The organism is Bradyrhizobium sp. USDA 4504, assembly GCF_054063995.1.
Window position 1 is genome coordinate 3,323,861 of sequence record NZ_JBSSGV010000001.1, and the last position, 16,645, is coordinate 3,340,505.

A 16,645-nucleotide genomic window follows, 5' to 3' on the forward strand; every position below is an offset into this window, starting at 1 on the left:
GACCAGCCTGCGCCCAAGCTCATCGCGTTCAGATGCTGCCATGCTTGGGCGCATGGCGGCCGAGCCAGCGGTCGACCCAGTCATTGACGCGGGTCCGGTTCGCCTCCTTCCTGGAAGCCTGGACAGGAAAAATGTCGCCGCTGCTCAATTGCCGGTTATCGGGATAGGCCGCCAACTGCAGGTTGGACTCATGCGCGGCGCCGTCCACCGGCGAGATGTAGGCAAACCGGATCTCGATCTTGTGCTTGATGTCGGCGCCCTGCCATTTCGGATGATGGCGTGCCAGCAGCTCGGTAAGCTCGCACGGCAACAGATCGGAGGTCGAGCTCCGCGACCCCTCGGTCTTCTCCATGTAGCATTGTTCCTTGACGCTGCTGACGCGCGCGTCGATCGGCCGGAAGTTCAGCCGCTTGTCGAGCTCGCTATAGACATAGAAGCTCGCGACGGCGACAGCGATCATAGCGTAGAGGCCAAGGCGCATGGTTGTGCTTCCGTCCTGTCGAACCGCGGCGGTCAGATCGAACGCGTCTTGTCCGCCTTGGTCTTGGAGGCGAGGACAGGAAACACGTCCCCGGCGCGCAGCGGCTTGTCATTGGGGAAATAGGACATCTGCAGGCTCGACTGGTGGGTGGCTCCGTCGACCGGCGAGACATAGACGACCTTCACCTCGATCTTGTGCTTCACGTCATAGCCCTGCCACTTGGGATGCTCCTTGCGCAGCAGCTCGGCAATCTCGCAGCGGGTCAGATCGGAGGTCGATGTCGTCTTGGTGATGACCCCGCGCTCGACCTTTTCCAGATAGCATTGCTCGCTGACGCCGCTGATGCGGGCATCGACGCGCTGATAATTCGCGCTCTTGTCGTGTCGATCATAGATCAAGACGCCGGCGACGCCGACGACAACAATTGCAATGGCTGCGAAACGCATGCTGCATGCTCCCGTGTTGCCGGCACTTCATACGGCCACAATTAAGGAGTGTTGAAAGGTCGCTCAGCTACTTTTGCGATGGCAAGCGTCGTCTTGCGAAAATACTTCGGATTTGAGGAAAATCCTGCCCTAGAGTTTCGGCTCTGATTGAAACAGAATCGAAGCTCCAGTCTCTTGTTCTGAGGCGTTTTCTTCACGCGAACCGGCGTCCACTTCTCGAAAACGCGCTACCGCGCCCGGACGATCGGGAAGTCGTAGGCCGGCCCGCCTGCCCGCGGCAGCGAAAAGTGCCACCATTCCTTGGCATAGTTCGCGAACCCTTGCCGGGCCATCGCCGCGACCAGCATGGCGCGCCAGCGCCTCTGCGCAGGCGTGATCGAGCCCGTCGCGGTGTGGGCCTTCAGGTCGGAACAATCGTAACCGGTGCCCATGTCGACGCTGCCCTCCGGAGCGCGCGTGGCGGCTGGCGCGGTGCAGTCGGCATAGTCCCTGGCCGGATCGAACTTGCGCGAATTGTCGGCGCCAAGATCGACCAGCGTGAGATCGACCGCGGCCCCTGTCGAATGGCCCGAATGGGTGGCGATGTAGCCGAGGCGGAACAGGTCCGCCTTCGAAAAGGCCGGGTTGTAGCGCCGCTCGGCGGCGGTCTCGGTGCCGTTCTTCGACCACGCCACCATGTCGGCGACAGCGCGGGCCGGCCGGTAGCAATCGAACATCTTCAGCGACAGTCTTTGCCGGGCCAGTTCCTGTTGCACGGCCTTGAGCCTGAGCCCGACCTCCCGCTTCACCACGCATTCCGCCGCGCCATAGCCCGCGATCGGCCGCCCCATGAAATTGTTCGCGCCGGCGTAGCGGATGTCCTGGATGATGGTCGGATCGATGTCGCGAAGGAACGCGAAGTCGCCGGGCAAGTTCTGAGCGAAGGCAGGCGAGATCGCCCCCGGGATCAATGCGATGGCCATCCATGCGATCACGACAATTTTCACGAGGTCTCGCTCCGGCGTCACGGCCGGGTATAGCCCGTCAGGAGGACGGCGTCGCTGCCGCTCCGCCTGTGCCCCGCCATCCACGTCTTGTTCCGGAAACCCCCGCAAAAGCAAGGCGCGGATGTCCCGCGGCGAGCCCCGGCAGGACCGCCGGGAAGGCGGCGATATCTTACTCGGGGAAAACTCCCGCGAGCCCTCTTCGCGCTTGCCCCACCGGCCATCCGCGCCTATAGCTCTCGCTTTAATGACCCCATCATTGAAATCGACTTTTGTCCTCGGTCACCGGCATCTGCTGGGCATCGAGGGCCTTTCCGCTGACGACATCACGGGCCTGCTCGACCTCTCCGAGGAGTATGTCGAGCTCAACCGCCAGGTCGACAAGAAGCGCGCCAGCCTGCGCGGCCGTACCCAGGTCAATCTGTTCTTCGAGGCCTCGACCCGGACCCAGTCCTCGTTCGAGATCGCCGGAAAACGCCTGGGCGCCGACGTCATGAACATGTCGGTGTCATCGATGTCGACCCGCAAGGGCGAGACCCTGATGGACACCGCGGTGACACTGAACGCGATGCACCCGGACATCCTGGTGGTGCGCCACCACGCCTCCGGCGCGGTCGAGCTTCTGGCGCGCAAGGTTGACGGTTCCGTGATCAACGCCGGCGACGGCAGCCACGAGCACCCGACCCAGGCGCTGCTCGACGCCCTGACGATCCGCCGCAACAAGGGCCGGCTCGAGGGGCTGACGATCGCGATCTGCGGCGACGTGCTGCATTCGCGCGTGGCGCGCTCCAACATCTTCCTGCTCAACACCATGGGCGCGCGCGTCCGCGTGGTGGCCCCCTCCACGCTGCTGCCGCCCGGCATCGAGCGGATGGGCGTCGAGGTCGCGCGCGACATGCGCGAGGGGCTGAACGGCGCCGACATCGTGATGATGCTGCGGCTGCAGCGCGAGCGCATGAACGGCTCCTTCGTGCCGTCGTCGGGCGAGTATTTCCACTATTTCGGCCTCGACCAGAAGAAGCTCGGCTATGCCAAGCCGGATGCGCTGGTGATGCATCCCGGCCCGATGAACCGCGGTGTCGAGATCGACACCTTCGTCGCCGACGGCGCGCAGTCGCTGATCCGTGAACAAGTTGAAATGGGTGTGGCAGTGCGCATGGCGGTGCTGGAAGCGCTCGCCCGCAACCTGCCGAACGCGTGAGACCGATGCTGACCGACCGCCGCCCCATCCTGCTCGCCAACGCCCGCGTCATCGATCCGTCGCGCGATTTCGACGGTCCGGGCGATGTCCTGATTGCCGACGGCGTGATCCGTGACGCCAAGCGCGGCATCGGCGCCGCCGGCGTCCCCGAAGGCACCGACATCGTCAATTGCGCCGGCAAGATCGTGGCCCCCGGCCTGATCGACATGCGCGCCTTTGTCGGCGAGCCCGGCGCCAGCCATCGCGAGACTTTCGCCTCCGCCAGCCAGGCCGCCGCGGCCGGCGGCATCACCACCATCATCTGCCAGCCCGACACCTCGCCGGTGATCGACAATTCGGCGACCGTCGACTTCGTGCTGCGCCGGGCCCGCGACACCGCGATCGTCAACATCCATCCGATGGCGGCGCTGACCAAGGGCATGCAGGGCCAGGAGATGACCGAGATCGGCCTGCTCAAGGCCGCCGGCGCCGTCGCCTTCACCGACGGCGACCGCAGCGTCACCAACGCCCAGGTGATGCGGCGCGCGCTGACCTATGCCCGCGATTTCGACGCGCTGATCGTGCATCACACCGAGGATCCGAATCTGGTGGGCGAAGGCGTGATGAACGAGGGCGAATTCGCCACAAGGCTCGGCCTCGCCGGCATTCCCACCGCGGCCGAGTCGATCATGCTCGAACGCGACATGCGGCTCGCAGGCTTGACCGGCGGGCGCTATCACGCAGCCTCGCTGACCTCGATCGAGTCGCTGGAGATCCTCAAGCGCGCCCGCGACGCCGGCCACAATGTCTCGGCCTCGGTCTCGATCAATCACGTGACGCTGAACGAGAACGACATCGGCCCCTACCGCACCTTCCTCAAGCTGGCCCCGCCGCTGCGCACCGAGGAGGACCGCAAGGCGCTGGTCGCGGCGCTGGCCTCCGGGCTGATCGACGTCGTGATGAGCGACCACAATCCGCAGGACGTCGAGGTCAAGCGGCTGCCGTTCGCGGAAGCGGCGAGCGGCGCAGTCGGCCTGCAGACCATGCTGCCGGCGGCGCTGCGGCTGATCCACAATGGCGAGATGGACTTCAAGACGCTGATCCGGGCGATGTCGACACGGCCGGCGGAGCTGCTCGGCCTGCCCGGCGGCACGCTGCGCGCGGGCGCGCCGGCCGACGTCATCGTGATCGACGCCGACACGCCCTGGGTCCTCGACCGCGACGATCTCAAATCACTGTGCAAGAACACGCCGTTCGACGACGCCCGCTTCTCGGGCCGCGTGACGCGGACGATCGTCGGCGGACGGACCGTTTACGAGCACGTCTGAAACTGGGGTGGAACTTAGCGCGACGCGAGTTGCGACATCGCTTCCATCGTTGTGCCAACGACGATGGCCGCGACGTAAACGACAAAGAAAAACTGCTCCAGCCGCCTGCGAACAGAAGCCATGATAAGCTCCCTCCCAAGGCCATGGTGCGGATTTATGGTTAATATTTCATTGACGGCACTGCCCCGTTCGGGCCGGACCGCTCCAGGGAACCACTGCGATGTCTGCTGATGGGCTGCTGCCGCTCGCCTTCCTGATCGGCTACCTGCTGGGCTCGATCCCGTTCGGCATGGTGCTGACCAGGATGGCCGGCACGCAGGATCTGCGCACGGTCGGCTCGGGCAATATCGGCGCCACCAATGTGCTGCGCACCGGCCGCAAGGGCCTCGCCGCGGCGACGCTGCTCGGCGACATGTTGAAGGGCACCGTCGCCGTCATCATCGCCGGCACCATCGAAGGCCCGAACGCGGCGATGCTGGCGGCGCTGGGGGCTTTCCTCGGCCACCTCTTCCCGGTCTGGCTCAAGTTTCGCGGCGGCAAGGGTGTCGCGACCTATCTCGGCGTGCTGCTCGGCCTGTTCTGGCCGGCGGCGCTGATCTTCGCCGTGATCTGGCTCGGCACCGCCTACACCACGCGCTACTCGTCGCTGTCGGCGCTGATCGCCGCGTTCGTGACGCCGCTGTTCCTGTGGTGGTTCGGCCATAACGCGCTCGCCTCGCTGTTCGCCGTGCTGACGCTGCTGCTGTTCTACATGCACCGCGAGAACATCCAGCGCCTGCAGGCCGGTACCGAGGGCAAGATCGGCGAGCGGAAGTGACGTATGTCATTCCGGGGCATCGTGCAGCGATGAACCTCAGGTGCGCAATTGCGCACCGGGGAATCCAGAGGTTGTGGCGCGAGATTCCGGATTCGATGCGGCGCATCGCCCCGGAATGACTAGGCCTACCGCTTCAGCGCGTCCTCGACAAAGCTCGCGGCCGCCAGCGCTTTGGCATCATCGCCAAACCCCGCGATCACGGTGACGCCGACCGGCAATCCGCCCTCGGCGGTCAGTGTCGGCACGTTGACGCAGGGCACGCCCATCAAGGTCCAGAGCCGGTTGTAACGGGGATCGCCGGTCGACGCCAAACCCTCGGGTGCCGCGCCCGGTGCCGACAGCGTCAGCAGCACGTCGACCTCGGTGAGGATCGTGGCCAGCGCCAGCCGTGCGCGCAGCGTGACGTCTATCGCTGCGTCGTATTCGGCCGGCGTGCCACCCCTGCTCTCGTCGAGCCGGCCGCGCAGCAGCGGCGGCATCGCATCGTAGTTCCGGCCGTATTCCCAGGCGAACGACTGATGCGCCTCGAACTCCTGCACCACCGGATGGATCCGCCACGCCTCGGCGATGATCTCGGGCACAGCGAACTCGTGCACGGTCGCTCCGGCCTGCTCCGCCGCACGCGCGGCCTTCTGCAACGCCTCCGCGCCGGAAGGTTCAGGCGAACCGGCGAAGGCCTGCGTCACGACGCCGATGCGCGGCGCGGAAACCTTCGACGGCACCACCAGTTCAGGTCGCCTGGTCATCGCAGCGAGCCCCAGCGCGACATCGCGCACGCCGGCGCCGAACAGCCCCACCGTGTCAAGCGTCCAGGAGAAGCATTTCACGCCGACGGTCGGCAGCAGCCGGTAGCTCGGCTTGATCGCGGCGACGCCGCAGAACGAGGCCGGCCGGATCACCGAGCCGCCGGTCTGCGTGCCGAGCGCCAGCGGGATCATCCCGGCGGCGACCGCGGCGGCCGAGCCCGACGACGATCCGCCCGGCGTGTGCGCGTGATTGTGCGGATTGAGCGTTGCGGTCGGATCGTTCGCCGCGAATGCCGTTGTCGTGGTCTTGCCGATGATGGTGGCGCCGGCCTGCTTCAGCGCCATCACGACCGGCGCGTCGGCGCGCGGCTGATGCCCGCGATAGATCGCGGCGCCCATCTCGGTCGGGAGGTCAGCGGTATCGATGATGTCCTTGATGCCGACTGCAATTCCACGCAGCGGCCCGGCCTGTTGCCCACGCGCCGTCTCGTCGAGGCGGACGAAGGCGCCGATGGTCTTGTCCTGCGCCGCGATGGCGTCCCGCGTCTGCGTGATGGCGACATCGGTGGACAATTCGCCGGAGGCGATGCGGCGTTGGAGATCGGCAAGCGAAATCATCGGCGGACTTCCTGTTTCTTGACGGTTTTTGGCGGCTTCTTGCCAAGCGCTTTTAGCGCGTCGCGCGCGGCTGCGCCAATGTCGCAGTTGATCACAATCTCAGGTTGGGCGAAGCTAGGCCCCGTATGCATGACCGCTCGCCCAGCCCTCCAAAACTCACCGACACCGAACGGCTCAACCGCCTGCGGCTGATCCGCTCCGACAATGTCGGCCCGCGCGGTATTATGGCGCAAACGCCACAAGCCAATTAACGAATAGCTTATGGCACAAACTGCATCCGGAGTTCTCCGGACGAGAACAACTTAGTGTTCTCATAAAGAAGTTTGATATGCGCAGTTTGTGCCAGTCTAAATCTCTTCCAGTGCCACCTGTTCAAGCTCTAGCGCTGCAACACACGCAAGAAAGAAGATCGCCGAAAACGACCCCCGCTTGAGCTTCATGGTGATCCCTGCCTCTGTCTCGTCTTTGAGGCCGTGCTTCTTTAGCCGCTTGACCAACTCGGCATAGGTCACGTCAGCCTTCTTCATTTCCGCCTTGAGGAAGGCACTGGCTCGCTGGCCCCATTCCTCTTCCGCCTTGGGTAGGACCATGGCATCTCCTATCGATTTCGTGAGCTAACAAATATGATAGACCGGCCTTGACTTCCGGTCAAACCCTTCATATCCGTTAGCTATCATATTCGATAGGATGCGGCGATGCGCGGCAGACCGACGAAAGACCCTCACACCCGACCGGCCATCAACACCCTTGAACGGCTCCATATGGAGCTAGGCGGGCAGATACTCGCCAACCGGCAACAGCACGACGCGCTCAGCGAGCAGATGCGGCACGTCGAGGCCGTCATTAAGATGCTGGACCCCAGCTACAACCTGGGGCGGATCGCGGTGAAGCGGCGGAAGCCCAACCCGTGGTTCAAGCGCGGCACCCTCTATAGGAGGGCGCTGGACGTGCTCAGGACGGCCACGGAGCCAATGACGACGACGGAACTGGCGAAGGCCGTTCTTGCCGCCCATGGCGTGCAGGACGCTACCGGCGACGACGTGCAGGGCATCGCGCTGGGTATCCAACACAGCCTCAAGAACCATGAGGGGAAAGCCGTGGAGCGGGTTGGCGAGAGCAGTCCGGCGAGGTGGCGACTAAAGGGCTAAAGGGAACTTTCTTCCGTTCCGAGCGAATCTTGAGTAATAAACCTCAGATTGTCGGGACGATTTTGGAATGTTGCGTAGTTGGTTGACTTATTGGGCCGTCTTTTTGGCGGCAGTTCCCGGCGCCACGGGCAGCATTTTTGCATTGCTCGAAGCGGCCAATAAGACGGGTTTTGCCACCAAATACCCCGCATCTCACGAAAAGTTAGTCAATTCCCTCAATTATTTAATGTATCTTCTGGCCGAATACTGGCCGGGCTATGCGATCTTATGCGCACTTGCGGCTTTCATTTGGGCACTTATAGTTGTGGAACCGAAGGCAAAGTCCAAACGTAAGTACGGCGAGCGGCGTCTTAAGCTGAGGAGGTAACGATGGATTACGATCTTATTCGTGCCGCCCTGTTTATCCTTGGCGGCGTTTTGTTTTACGCACTTTTGTCGCGCGGACTTTTTAGGGCAACCGAGCCAAGCCGCCAGAAGGCCTTGGATATTGCCGAAAGGCTCTTTCATTCGTCGCAAGTGAGTGAGGCGCGCAAGGCCCAACTCGACCGTCGCTTGGATGAAGTTTACAGCAACTGGCAAGCGTGGAAGCTGACGTTTTGGATGTTTGAGGTGGCGCTCACGCTTCCGTTTCGTCGTCCCCGTATGCCAGTCGTCCGAGACGGCATCCCGCATCAATTCCAAAAGGACTTTGCGCGGTTTATCATTAACTGGATGATCGCGACGGTAGGCAATAGCCCGGCTGCGGCGCTTCTGTTTGCCACGCTAGTTTTGATTGCGCTTGCTTTCTCCGCCTCTATCGCAGCCATCTCCTCTTGTTTGGCTGGAGATCAAAATGGCGGCGGCGCGCATGGTGCCAAAGCTACATAGCTAGCGCGCGTGCCGCTGCCGGTAGCCGGTGAAGTCCACCGACTTGCCGCGTTTCAATGCAAGCGCGGCAATCCGATTCACCTGATCCCCGTTCGAGACCCGGCGATTGTCCTCGCGCCATGAGGACTCCTGCGCATAACGAAGCAGGTACGCGCCAGCAATATGATGGTGGATACCGATCTCCGCCCGACGCAAACGGCTGAAATACTCCTCAGCCTGATTAGTGCAGGCGCCGTCGAAGGAGTAAGCTTCTTGGTGGTTGATTCGTTTCATTTCAAAACGTTCGTGTAATCCATCCCAAGAAGCGGCTTCGTCGGCATGAACGACAGTCCCCTTCGCAATGCGGGCACGAATGAAAGCGGCGGCTTGGCTTTCAGAGCCAAAAACCGCTGGCACAGAATTGCCGCCGCGCTCACGGACGACGACGACGACCTTCCGTTTCCCATTTTGATTGCGGGCATATCGGCGGTCGCGGCGATATTCTTTCTGGTTTGCTGGTTTTACATAACCTCCAAAATAGCCGCCATCTACTTCAGCCGTTTTGCCCTCGCCGCCGATGACGCGCCCCTTCATTTCTTCCGCCATTGCCTCGCGCAGCTTGTGTAGGAGGACGAAAGCGGACTTGTAGGAGAGGCCCAGGTCACGGCTGAGCGCCAGCGCGGACTTGCCCTTCACCTCGTTGCAGAACACTGCGATGGCCGCCAGATAGCCGCGCAGAGGCAGCTTGTGGCTTGCGAACAGGGTGCCGCTGGTAATGGTGAAGTCCTTCTTGCAGCCCTTGCAGCGGAAGCGCAGGGAGCCGTTCGGACGGCGGGCTTCGTAAGCCTCTACGGAGCCGCAGGAAGGGCAAATCGGAGCGCCAGCGGTCGAAGCCCAACGGATAGCCTTGAAGGCCATCTCGGCTTCCGCGTCAGACATGCGGAAGACCTGAGCTAGGCTCAGGGTCTTTGCCGCTTTGCTGAGGAGGAAGTGTTGAGACACAGCCGTTACCTAACGAATACGATAGGTAACGAATATGATAGGTTTTTTGTTTGGGTCAAGAAATCTATCGTTTCCGTTAGGTCACGAATTCGTTAGGTGAAACGCAGTAGTACCCTTTAGGTGTATTGCGCCCGCTGGACCCCAACAGGTAGTATTGAGGGATATTCGCACCGCACTTGGGGCAAATGGTGCCAAAGTCATTTTGGAATGCTGTCTGGATATTGTTGTTCTTCGCCGTAGCCTTACCGCTAGGATTCGAAGCGCTTACGGCCTCACAGCAAATTCCAAGCGAGCAACAGCACAATAGGGCCGAGGGTGCAAAGCGAGGTGCCGAGGTTGCGCCGGCCACCCTCGATGAGTCTCATGCCTCCGAACAGGCAACCAAGCGCAAAGAGAAACAGGCACAGGCGGCCGAGCACGCACTTGAATTTCTCAATATTAAGCTCTCGGACGCGATCATTGCGCTTTTCACTGTTGTCTTGGCGGTCAAAACGGCCGGCCTGTTTAAGGAGACCGCTGGGCTGAGAGAGGCCACCTTCAAATTGTATGAGGCGGGCGAACGGCAGCTCGAACTGACTCGAAAATCTGCCGACACGGCGAAGGAGTCGGCAGATGTCGCCAAGGCCACTTTGGAATCCATGCGGGACACGGCCCAGCGCCAATTGCGGGCCTATCTCGTTGTTGAAGCTTTGCCGTTCTCGAATTTCGAGGCGGGAAAGACTACTTTGGGTCACTTTAGCATCCGTAACGTCGGCCAAACGCCTCCCCACGGGGTCATCATGGGTACTGGAGTCATAGTAGTACCTCGCGGATATATCCCCGCGTTTGACAAGCCAACGTCCGACCAGCTCAGAAGCGAGCCAAATTCTAGAAACTCCTATTTCGCCAATGAGATCAAAGTTGATAAAAACGCTGATCGGACATTCAGTCAGCAGGAAATAGACGCCGTTCTCTCGGGAGCAAGCAGGTTGTGCGTAGGCGGTCGCGTCTATTACAGGGACATCTTCAATAACGAGTGGCACACTGACTTCGTTTATGTGTCCTACGGACCCGATGCCGCAACTATGATTCCAGAACAGTACCCCACCGGAAACGACGGTACCTAAAAACATTGCGGCCCAAGCCGCTCGTGCGCCGCGCATCGTCCATTCCTTTCAAATGGACGGCATTAGGCGCGTGCCCTTGTGGCGTTTGCGCCATAATACCGGGCCCGCGCACCTTTGCATCGCTGCTCCGCCATTTTGGCGATGCGGCGCACGCGCTGGAGCGCCTGCCTGACCTCGCGCGCCGCGGCGGCGCCTCCGGCCCCGGGCGGATCTGCAGCGAGGCCGACGCCGCCGCCGAGCTCGCGGCCTGCCGCAAATTCGGCATCGATCTCGTCGCGCCGGAGGAAGCGCACTATCCGGCGCGGCTTGCCACTATCGACGACGCGCCGCCGCTGCTTGCCGTGCGCGGCGCGCGCGATACCCTGACGCGGCCGATGATCGCGATCGTCGGCTCCCGCAATGCCTCCGGCGCCGGGTTGAAATTTGCAGGCACCCTGGCGCGCGATCTTGGCGATGCCGGCTTTGTCGTGATCTCGGGCCTCGCCCGCGGCATCGATCAGGCAGCGCACCGCGCCACCGTTGCCAGCGGCACGGTCGCCGTGCTCGCCGGCGGCCACGACAGGATCTATCCGCCGGAGCACGAGGATCTGCTGGCCGCCCTGCTCGAGCGCGGCGCGGCGATCTCGGAGATGCCGCTCGGCCATGTGCCGCGGGCGCGCGACTTTCCCCGTCGCAACCGTTTGATCTCGGGCGCCTCGCTCGGCGTCGTGATCGTCGAGGCCGCGCATCGCTCGGGCTCGCTGATCACGGCGCGGATGGCGGCCGAACAGGGCCGCGAGGTGTTCGCCGTGCCGGGTTCGCCGATCGATCCGCGCGCCGCCGGCGCCAACGATCTGATCAAGCAAGGCGCCACCTTGGTCACCGAAGCCGCCGACGTCATCAGCGCGGTGACGCCGATCATGGAGCGGCCGGTGATGCTTGGCGCGCGCGAGGACGACGAGCCGCTGGACTTTGCCACTGATAGCGGCGATCGCGCGCGCATCATCGACCTGCTCGGGCCGAGCCCGATCAGCATCGACGATCTGATCCGGATGGCTGACGTGTCGCCGGCCGTTGTCCGCGCCGTGCTGCTCGAGCTCGAGCTCGCCGGCAGGCTCGAACGCCACGGCGGCGGGCTGGTGTCGATGATTTGACGAGCTGAATATCTCGCTCGCGCAAACGCCTGTCCGTCATCCTGAGGAGCGCGCAGCGCGTCTCGAAGGATCGACGGCTCGACTGGTGGCCGTGCATCCTTCGAGACGCCTGCTACGCAGGCTCTCAGGATGACGGGTCTGCTTGTCCGAACGCGAAGGCTCCGAACTCAGCCTTCGCCATTCCGCGCGTCGAAATCGTTCCGCGCGCCCTCGATTTCTGGCAGATGCGCGAACGCCCATTCGCCGAGCGCCATCACAGGCACCGCCAGTCCGCGCCCGAGATCGGTCAGCTCGTAGTCGACCCGCGGCGGAATGGTCGGAAACACCGTGCGCGTCACCAGGCCATCGCGCTCCAGGCCGCGCAGCGTCAAGGTCAGCATGCGCTGCGAGATGCCGTTGATCATCCTCTTCAGCTCGTTGAAGCGGCGCGGTCCATCGCGCAGCAGCATGATGACCAGCACGCTCCATTTGTCGCCGACCCGCGACAGCACCGAGGCCACGCCGCGGCAGTCCTGATGCGTCCCGGGACCACGCGGCAGGCCGGTTTCGGCGGTTACATCGATGTGCTCGGGTTCCATTGGTGTGCTCGGGTTTCAAAAATGTGCGTTCTTGCGGAGATTTAGGGCGGTGACTCATATAGCGCCAGTTACAAACCTATACCAAAGGTGACCCCAGCCATGAAACTTCTGCACATCGATTCCTCGGTCCTCGGCCCCCACTCCGTCAGCCGCCAGGTCTCGGCCGCTGCCGTCGAGCGGCTGCGCCAGGCCAATCCGGGCCTCGTCGTCAGCTACCGCGACCTCAGCCAGACGCCGCTCGCCCACCTCTCCGGCCTGCACCTCGCCGCCAGCCAGGGCGCGGCGCCGGACCCGTCGGTACGCGACGACATCGCGACCGGCCAGGCGGTGCTGGACGAGTTCCTCGCCGCCGACATCGTCGTGATCGGCGCGCCCATGTACAATTTCACGATTCCGAGCCAGCTCAAGGCCTGGATCGACCGCATCCTGGTCGCGGGCAAGACCTTCAAGTATGGCACCGGCGGCGTCGAGGGATTGGCCGGCAACAAGCGCGTCATCATCGCGATCTCGCGCGGCGGCTATTACGGCGCCGACACGCCGATGGCCGCGCTCGAGCACCTCGAGACCTACCTGCGCGGCGTGTTCGGCTTCATCGGCGTCAGGAATGTCGAGTTTATCCCCGCCGACGGCATCCAGGTCGGCCCCGAGCATCGCGAAAAGGCGGTTGCGGGCGCGCTGCAGGCCGCCGGCAGCCTGAACGCAGCCTGATGTGATTCAAAGTGCCTGCCGTCGCCTGGCGGCGGCAGGCCGTTCAGGTGGACGAACTCAGAACCAGACGCCCTGTATGCCGAGGATGACGGCGACCAGCGAAATCAACAGGCCGATGCCGGAGAACAGCGCGACCGTCACAAACTGCGTCGTATCTGAACTTTCGGATGCGGGCGAAACCGGGATCGACGTCGAAATGCGGGCTGCTTTCGGCATGGCGGCACTCCAAATGATTCCGTGGTGAAAAATTCCCCGCCCATTCAGGAGTCCGGGCAGTACGTCAAAGGTTCAATGCGCGCGATGATAGTCGCAAGCCAAACCGGCCGGTATGAAACGCTTCACACCGGCCGTTCGATACAATGAGAAACAAACCAGAGCGTTTTCGAGCGAAGTGGATACCGGTTCGCGTGAAGAAAACGCGTCAGAATAAAACCAGAGCCGCGTTCCGATTTAATCGGAACGGAAAGGCTCTATCCGCGATAGATCGGCGCGCCCGCCGGTGATGCCGTTGCACCGCCATCGATGAACAGCTCCTGCCCCTGCACATGCGCGGCGTCGTCGGACGCCAGGAACAGCACGGTCTTTGAAATGTGATCGGGCTCGCCGATCCGCCCGAGCGGCGTGGTCTTGCCGATCCGCTGCTCGAAGATCTTCTCGGCCTCGGGCGTCGCGATCGCCGCGCCCCAGATCGGCGTGCGCACCGCGCCCGGCGCCACCACGTTGACGCGGATGTTGCGCGGCGAGAATTCTGACGCCATCACCCGCGCCATCGCGCGCACGCCGGCCTTGCTCGCGGCATAGGCCGAGTAGCCGGGATTGCCGAGCACGGAGATCACCGAGCCGTTGAGAATGATCGATGCGCCGTCGTTGAGGTACGGCGCGACCGCCTGCACCGTGAAGAACACGCCGGTGAGATTGGTCCGGATCACATTCTCGAATGCGGCCAGCGTGGTGCCGCCCACCGGCGTCTGGCCGGGAATGCCGGCATTGGCGAACAGAACGTCATACTTGCCGAACTTCTCGGCGCCCTGCTTCACCGCGGCTTCCAGCGCCGCGACGTCGGTGGCATCAGCCACCACTGCGAGCGCGTTCGGCCCGAGCTCCCTGGATGCCGCCGCAAGCGTCTCCTTGTTGCGCCCGGTGATGACGACCTTGGCGCCCTCCGCCACGAACAGCTTCGCTGTCGCGAGCCCGATGCCGCTGTTGCCGCCGGTGATCAACGCCGTCTTGTTCGCCAGTCTCATGTCCGCCTCCAGTTGGTTGCATTATTAAACTTCTTTGCCTAGCTAAGGCATACGGTTTAATATTGCAACCACACAAGGTCGTGATGGCCCAAACTCCTGGAGACAGCCGGTGAAACGAACCAGCCTTGCAGGCGACAGCTGTCCTGTCGCACGCGCGCTCGACGTGTTCGGCGACTGGTGGTCGCTCCTGATCATCCGCGACGCCAGCCTCGGCCGGCGCCGCTTCGGCGAATTCCAGGCGAGCCTCGGGCTTGCCAAAAACATCCTTGCCACACGGCTGCGCACGCTGGTCGAACGCGGCATCCTGAAGACGGTCCCCGCCTCCGACGGCAGCGCCTATCAGGAATATGTCCTGACGCCGAAGGGCCACGGCATCTTTCCGATCCTGGTCGCGTTGCGGCAATGGACCGAGGAATTCGACGAGCATCCGGACGAGATCGCGACCATCCTGGTCGACCGCGACAAGGGCAAGCCGGTGAAGAAGCTCGCGCTCTATTCGCAGGATGGACGCGTGCTGGGTGCCGCGGATACGACGCTGAAGCCGCGGCCTGCAGCGAAGCGCGCGCGGCGCCTCGTGAGTGCGTAGGACGGGTGTTGCTGGTACGACACGACGGGCAACTCACCAAAAACTTGTCAATCCTCGCCCGCGAAAATATTTCGCTTTATCCGAATACGCCTCGCGTCGCGAGGATGCGGATGTATGACTCACATACGACGACCCATATTGGGTGTCGTCCCTGCGTTCGTGTTTGGTCCCTGCTGATTGGTTGGATGGAATCGGTGTAGAACGAGGCGTGGCTTTTATCATGGAGCGCTTCGCGTCATGGAACTGAGCCTGCATGCGAACGCCACGACGACACCGAAGACGCGTGCCTACATCCAGCGCAGCAGGAAGTCGGTCGCCCAATTGGCGGCCGAGCTGGGGGTCAGCGAGACCACAATCTATCGCTGGCGCGGTCGCAGCACGGTCGAGGATCGCTCGCATCGGCCGAAGCACCTCACGACCAGCCTGTCCGCCCTTGAGGAACGGGCAGTGTGTGAGCTGCGGACATCGCTGCAGCTGCCGCTGGACGATATCGTCGAGGTGATGCAGCGGTGCATCAATGCCAAGCTGTCCCGCAGCGCGATCCACCGCTGCCTGCAGCGCAACGGCATCAGCCGGCTTGCCAAGCCTGACAAGCCCAGGGCCGGCGTCTTCGAAAGCGCCAGCATCGGCTTCATTCATATCGACGTGAAGTATCTGCCCGCGCTGCAACGCCGCACCAGCTATGCCTTTGTCGCGATCGATCGCGCCACCCGCTACGTCTTTGTCGAGGTCCATTCCAGGCGGGACGGAGCGACCGCGACCGGTTTCCTTAAGCGCTTCCTGGCCGACTTTCCGCACGGTGTTCACACCATCCTGACCGACAACGGAGCCGAGTTCACCGACCGCTTCGCCGTCGACAAGAAGAACAAACCGGTCGGGAAGCCTTCCGGTGACCACCCCTTTGATCGGCTCTGCAAGCAGCGCGCCATCCAGCATCGCCTGACCAAGCCCTACCACCCGCAGACCAACGGCCTCGTCGAACGCTTCAACCGGCGCATCGCCGAAGCCATTGGCCGCGAACACAAACGGGGCAGCGCCCGCCGTACCTTTGTCAACCACGCCGACCGCGACGCCTTCATCGCCAAGTTCGTCCACGACTACAATCGGACCCGCCTCAAATGCCTCGGCTACCTGGCGCCAATCCAGGCCCTCGCCAATCACACGGGACCGAACACGAAAGCAGGGACCATAACCACAAATGCGGATTGTTGAACGATGCTGGGACGACGAGTCCCGTTCTCAACACCCGCCGCGGCGTATGGGTCCCGGCCTTCGCCGGGACGACGGCGGTGGATGTGGCGCGAGCTAGCGTTCTTCCTTTCTCCAGGAAGGGTCGCAAATCACGACTTCTGTTTCGCCGCACCGCGCTGTTTGACATCTTGAATTGCGGTCCATCCCCACCGTCGTCCTGGCGAAACGACCCATTACCCAAAATGAGAGTTATTGCGCGACGCTGGGGCCGCGATCCCGTTCATGATCAAATGCGGTGGTTATGGGTCCGGCTTTCGCCAGGACGACGGCCGACCCTGCTTCCCGTAACGCCCCTCACGACAGCTTCCTCCGGCTGCGCGAGCGCAGCTGCTCGTCGGCCTCCAGACGGGCCATCGCGAACAGGCGGTCGAGGACTTCGGTTTGTGGCGCCGGGCGAGTTTGGCGAGTTAGGTCGCGGCGCCTGCGATCAGGACCAGGGCATCG

Annotated in this window: 21 protein-coding genes; 12 read left to right on the forward strand and 9 right to left on the reverse strand. The window is 63.0% G+C overall.

What is annotated here, in order from left to right:
• Positions 1-28: 28 nt before the first annotated feature.
• The 3 genes from ACVMB1_RS15350 to ACVMB1_RS15360 all read right to left on the reverse strand — a co-directional run bounded on the left by ACVMB1_RS15350 (position 29) and on the right by ACVMB1_RS15360 (position 1,889).
• On the reverse strand, positions 29-481 hold the full coding sequence (locus ACVMB1_RS15350; protein ID WP_168858162.1) for a hypothetical protein: 453 nt from the start codon (positions 479-481) through the stop codon (positions 29-31).
• A 32-nt stretch (positions 482-513) separates the two neighbouring features.
• Positions 514-927, reverse strand: coding sequence for a hypothetical protein (locus ACVMB1_RS15355; RefSeq protein WP_456848736.1), 414 nt, complete (start codon positions 925-927; stop codon positions 514-516).
• A gap of 227 nt (positions 928-1,154) precedes the next feature.
• On the reverse strand, positions 1,155-1,889 hold the full coding sequence (locus tag ACVMB1_RS15360) for a M15 family metallopeptidase (protein ID WP_076834461.1): 735 nt from the start codon (positions 1,887-1,889) through the stop codon (positions 1,155-1,157).
• Positions 1,890-2,157: 268 nt separating this feature from the next.
• Between ACVMB1_RS15360 and ACVMB1_RS15365 the strand changes: the two genes are divergently transcribed.
• The 3 genes from ACVMB1_RS15365 (at position 2,158) to plsY (ending at position 5,235) form a co-directional block, all read left to right on the forward strand.
• Positions 2,158-3,111 carry an aspartate carbamoyltransferase catalytic subunit gene (locus tag ACVMB1_RS15365; protein ID WP_026192854.1) on the forward strand — a complete coding sequence of 318 codons (954 nt, stop codon included), beginning with the start codon at positions 2,158-2,160 and terminating at the stop codon, positions 3,109-3,111.
• A 5-nt stretch (positions 3,112-3,116) separates the two neighbouring features.
• Entirely contained in the window at positions 3,117-4,418 is a 1,302-nt protein-coding gene (locus tag ACVMB1_RS15370) for a dihydroorotase (RefSeq protein ID WP_141341912.1), read from the forward strand.
• A 220-nt stretch (positions 4,419-4,638) separates the two neighbouring features.
• A complete protein-coding gene (gene plsY, locus ACVMB1_RS15375) occupies positions 4,639-5,235 on the forward strand; it encodes a glycerol-3-phosphate 1-O-acyltransferase PlsY (RefSeq protein ID WP_310885869.1) in 597 nt (198 codons plus the stop codon).
• A 125-nt stretch (positions 5,236-5,360) separates the two neighbouring features.
• On the opposite strand, the gene ACVMB1_RS15380 is transcribed toward plsY, so the two are convergent.
• Positions 5,361-6,599, reverse strand: a complete 1,239-nt coding sequence (locus tag ACVMB1_RS15380) for an amidase (RefSeq protein WP_141341915.1) — start codon at positions 6,597-6,599, stop codon at positions 5,361-5,363.
• A gap of 125 nt (positions 6,600-6,724) precedes the next feature.
• On the opposite strand from ACVMB1_RS15380, the gene ACVMB1_RS15385 reads away from it, so the two are divergent.
• The gene (locus ACVMB1_RS15385; RefSeq protein WP_375167150.1) at positions 6,725-6,850 is read left to right on the forward strand and encodes a hypothetical protein; all 126 of its coding nucleotides are present in this window, start codon (positions 6,725-6,727) and stop codon (positions 6,848-6,850) included.
• A gap of 96 nt (positions 6,851-6,946) precedes the next feature.
• Here ACVMB1_RS15385 and ACVMB1_RS15390 read toward each other — a convergent pair whose 3' ends face one another.
• Positions 6,947-7,189, reverse strand: coding sequence for a DUF6471 domain-containing protein (locus tag ACVMB1_RS15390; RefSeq protein WP_310885868.1), 243 nt, complete (start codon positions 7,187-7,189; stop codon positions 6,947-6,949).
• A 105-nt stretch (positions 7,190-7,294) separates the two neighbouring features.
• Between ACVMB1_RS15390 and ACVMB1_RS15395 the strand changes: the two genes are divergently transcribed.
• The 3 genes from ACVMB1_RS15395 (at position 7,295) to ACVMB1_RS15405 (ending at position 8,614) form a co-directional block, all read left to right on the forward strand.
• The gene (locus tag ACVMB1_RS15395; RefSeq protein WP_310885867.1) at positions 7,295-7,747 is read left to right on the forward strand and encodes a hypothetical protein; all 453 of its coding nucleotides are present in this window, start codon (positions 7,295-7,297) and stop codon (positions 7,745-7,747) included.
• Positions 7,748-7,814: 67 nt separating this feature from the next.
• Positions 7,815-8,114 carry a hypothetical protein gene (locus ACVMB1_RS15400; RefSeq protein ID WP_456814454.1) on the forward strand — a complete coding sequence of 100 codons (300 nt, stop codon included), beginning with the start codon at positions 7,815-7,817 and terminating at the stop codon, positions 8,112-8,114.
• Positions 8,115-8,116: 2 nt separating this feature from the next.
• Entirely contained in the window at positions 8,117-8,614 is a 498-nt protein-coding gene (locus tag ACVMB1_RS15405) for a hypothetical protein (protein ID WP_310885865.1), read from the forward strand.
• Here the strand turns inward: ACVMB1_RS15405 and ACVMB1_RS15410 are convergent, their stop codons facing one another.
• Complete coding sequence (locus ACVMB1_RS15410) at positions 8,615-9,595, reverse strand: IS1595 family transposase (protein WP_310885864.1); 981 nt, start codon at positions 9,593-9,595, stop codon at positions 8,615-8,617.
• A gap of 188 nt (positions 9,596-9,783) precedes the next feature.
• On the opposite strand from ACVMB1_RS15410, the gene ACVMB1_RS15415 reads away from it, so the two are divergent.
• Together ACVMB1_RS15415 and dprA are read left to right on the forward strand one after the other, a co-directional pair.
• Positions 9,784-10,701 (forward strand): hypothetical protein, encoded by a 918-nt coding sequence (locus ACVMB1_RS15415; RefSeq protein ID WP_456848738.1) that lies wholly within the window; start codon positions 9,784-9,786, stop codon positions 10,699-10,701.
• Between the two features lie 41 nt (positions 10,702-10,742).
• On the forward strand, positions 10,743-11,834 hold the full coding sequence (gene dprA / locus ACVMB1_RS15420) for a DNA-processing protein DprA (protein WP_310885943.1): 1,092 nt from the start codon (positions 10,743-10,745) through the stop codon (positions 11,832-11,834).
• A 167-nt stretch (positions 11,835-12,001) separates the two neighbouring features.
• On the opposite strand, the gene ACVMB1_RS15425 is transcribed toward dprA, so the two are convergent.
• A complete protein-coding gene (locus ACVMB1_RS15425; protein WP_038380388.1) occupies positions 12,002-12,412 on the reverse strand; it encodes a winged helix-turn-helix transcriptional regulator in 411 nt (136 codons plus the stop codon).
• A gap of 99 nt (positions 12,413-12,511) precedes the next feature.
• Here ACVMB1_RS15425 and ACVMB1_RS15430 point away from each other — a divergent pair, with 99 nt between their 5' ends.
• Positions 12,512-13,120, forward strand: a complete 609-nt coding sequence (locus tag ACVMB1_RS15430) for an FMN-dependent NADH-azoreductase (RefSeq protein ID WP_076834471.1) — start codon at positions 12,512-12,514, stop codon at positions 13,118-13,120.
• Between the two features lie 57 nt (positions 13,121-13,177).
• Here ACVMB1_RS15430 and ACVMB1_RS15435 read toward each other — a convergent pair whose 3' ends face one another.
• Positions 13,178-13,336, reverse strand: coding sequence for a hypothetical protein (locus ACVMB1_RS15435; protein WP_092078167.1), 159 nt, complete (start codon positions 13,334-13,336; stop codon positions 13,178-13,180).
• 254 nt (positions 13,337-13,590) lie between these two features.
• Complete coding sequence (locus tag ACVMB1_RS15440) at positions 13,591-14,364, reverse strand: SDR family NAD(P)-dependent oxidoreductase (RefSeq protein WP_229163205.1); 774 nt, start codon at positions 14,362-14,364, stop codon at positions 13,591-13,593.
• A gap of 109 nt (positions 14,365-14,473) precedes the next feature.
• Here ACVMB1_RS15440 and ACVMB1_RS15445 point away from each other — a divergent pair, with 109 nt between their 5' ends.
• Entirely contained in the window at positions 14,474-14,950 is a 477-nt protein-coding gene (locus tag ACVMB1_RS15445; protein WP_057020794.1) for a winged helix-turn-helix transcriptional regulator, read from the forward strand.
• Between the two features lie 237 nt (positions 14,951-15,187).
• The gene (locus tag ACVMB1_RS15450; RefSeq protein ID WP_456814455.1) at positions 15,188-16,162 is read left to right on the forward strand and encodes an IS481 family transposase; all 975 of its coding nucleotides are present in this window, start codon (positions 15,188-15,190) and stop codon (positions 16,160-16,162) included.
• The last annotated feature ends 483 nt before the right edge of the window (positions 16,163-16,645 follow it).

Bases quoted from the DNA above. Each gene is read 5' to 3' on its own strand.
- ACVMB1_RS15405 (WP_310885865.1), top strand. From the start codon at position 8,117: ATGGATTACGATCTTATTCGTGCCGCCCTGTTTATCCTTGGCGGCGTT.
- ACVMB1_RS15380 (WP_141341915.1), bottom strand. From the start codon at position 6,599: ATGATTTCGCTTGCCGATCTCCAACGCCGCATCGCCTCCGGCGAATTG.
- ACVMB1_RS15355 (WP_456848736.1), bottom strand. From the start codon at position 927: ATGCGTTTCGCAGCCATTGCAATTGTTGTCGTCGGCGTCGCCGGCGTC.
- ACVMB1_RS15425 (WP_038380388.1), bottom strand. From the start codon at position 12,412: ATGGAACCCGAGCACATCGATGTAACCGCCGAAACCGGCCTGCCGCGT.
- ACVMB1_RS15430 (WP_076834471.1), top strand. From the start codon at position 12,512: ATGAAACTTCTGCACATCGATTCCTCGGTCCTCGGCCCCCACTCCGTC.
- ACVMB1_RS15435 (WP_092078167.1), bottom strand. From the start codon at position 13,336: ATGCCGAAAGCAGCCCGCATTTCGACGTCGATCCCGGTTTCGCCCGCA.
- ACVMB1_RS15450 (WP_456814455.1), top strand. From the start codon at position 15,188: ATGGAACTGAGCCTGCATGCGAACGCCACGACGACACCGAAGACGCGT.
- ACVMB1_RS15360 (WP_076834461.1), bottom strand. From the start codon at position 1,889: ATGGCCATCGCATTGATCCCGGGGGCGATCTCGCCTGCCTTCGCTCAG.
- ACVMB1_RS15365 (WP_026192854.1), top strand. From the start codon at position 2,158: ATGACCCCATCATTGAAATCGACTTTTGTCCTCGGTCACCGGCATCTG.
- ACVMB1_RS15390 (WP_310885868.1), bottom strand. From the start codon at position 7,189: ATGGTCCTACCCAAGGCGGAAGAGGAATGGGGCCAGCGAGCCAGTGCC.
- ACVMB1_RS15440 (WP_229163205.1), bottom strand. From the start codon at position 14,364: ATGAGACTGGCGAACAAGACGGCGTTGATCACCGGCGGCAACAGCGGC.
- ACVMB1_RS15350 (WP_168858162.1), bottom strand. From the start codon at position 481: ATGCGCCTTGGCCTCTACGCTATGATCGCTGTCGCCGTCGCGAGCTTC.
- ACVMB1_RS15400 (WP_456814454.1), top strand. From the start codon at position 7,815: ATGTTGCGTAGTTGGTTGACTTATTGGGCCGTCTTTTTGGCGGCAGTT.
- ACVMB1_RS15395 (WP_310885867.1), top strand. From the start codon at position 7,295: ATGCGCGGCAGACCGACGAAAGACCCTCACACCCGACCGGCCATCAAC.
- plsY (WP_310885869.1), top strand. From the start codon at position 4,639: ATGTCTGCTGATGGGCTGCTGCCGCTCGCCTTCCTGATCGGCTACCTG.
- ACVMB1_RS15370 (WP_141341912.1), top strand. From the start codon at position 3,117: ATGCTGACCGACCGCCGCCCCATCCTGCTCGCCAACGCCCGCGTCATC.
- ACVMB1_RS15385 (WP_375167150.1), top strand. From the start codon at position 6,725: ATGCATGACCGCTCGCCCAGCCCTCCAAAACTCACCGACACCGAACGG.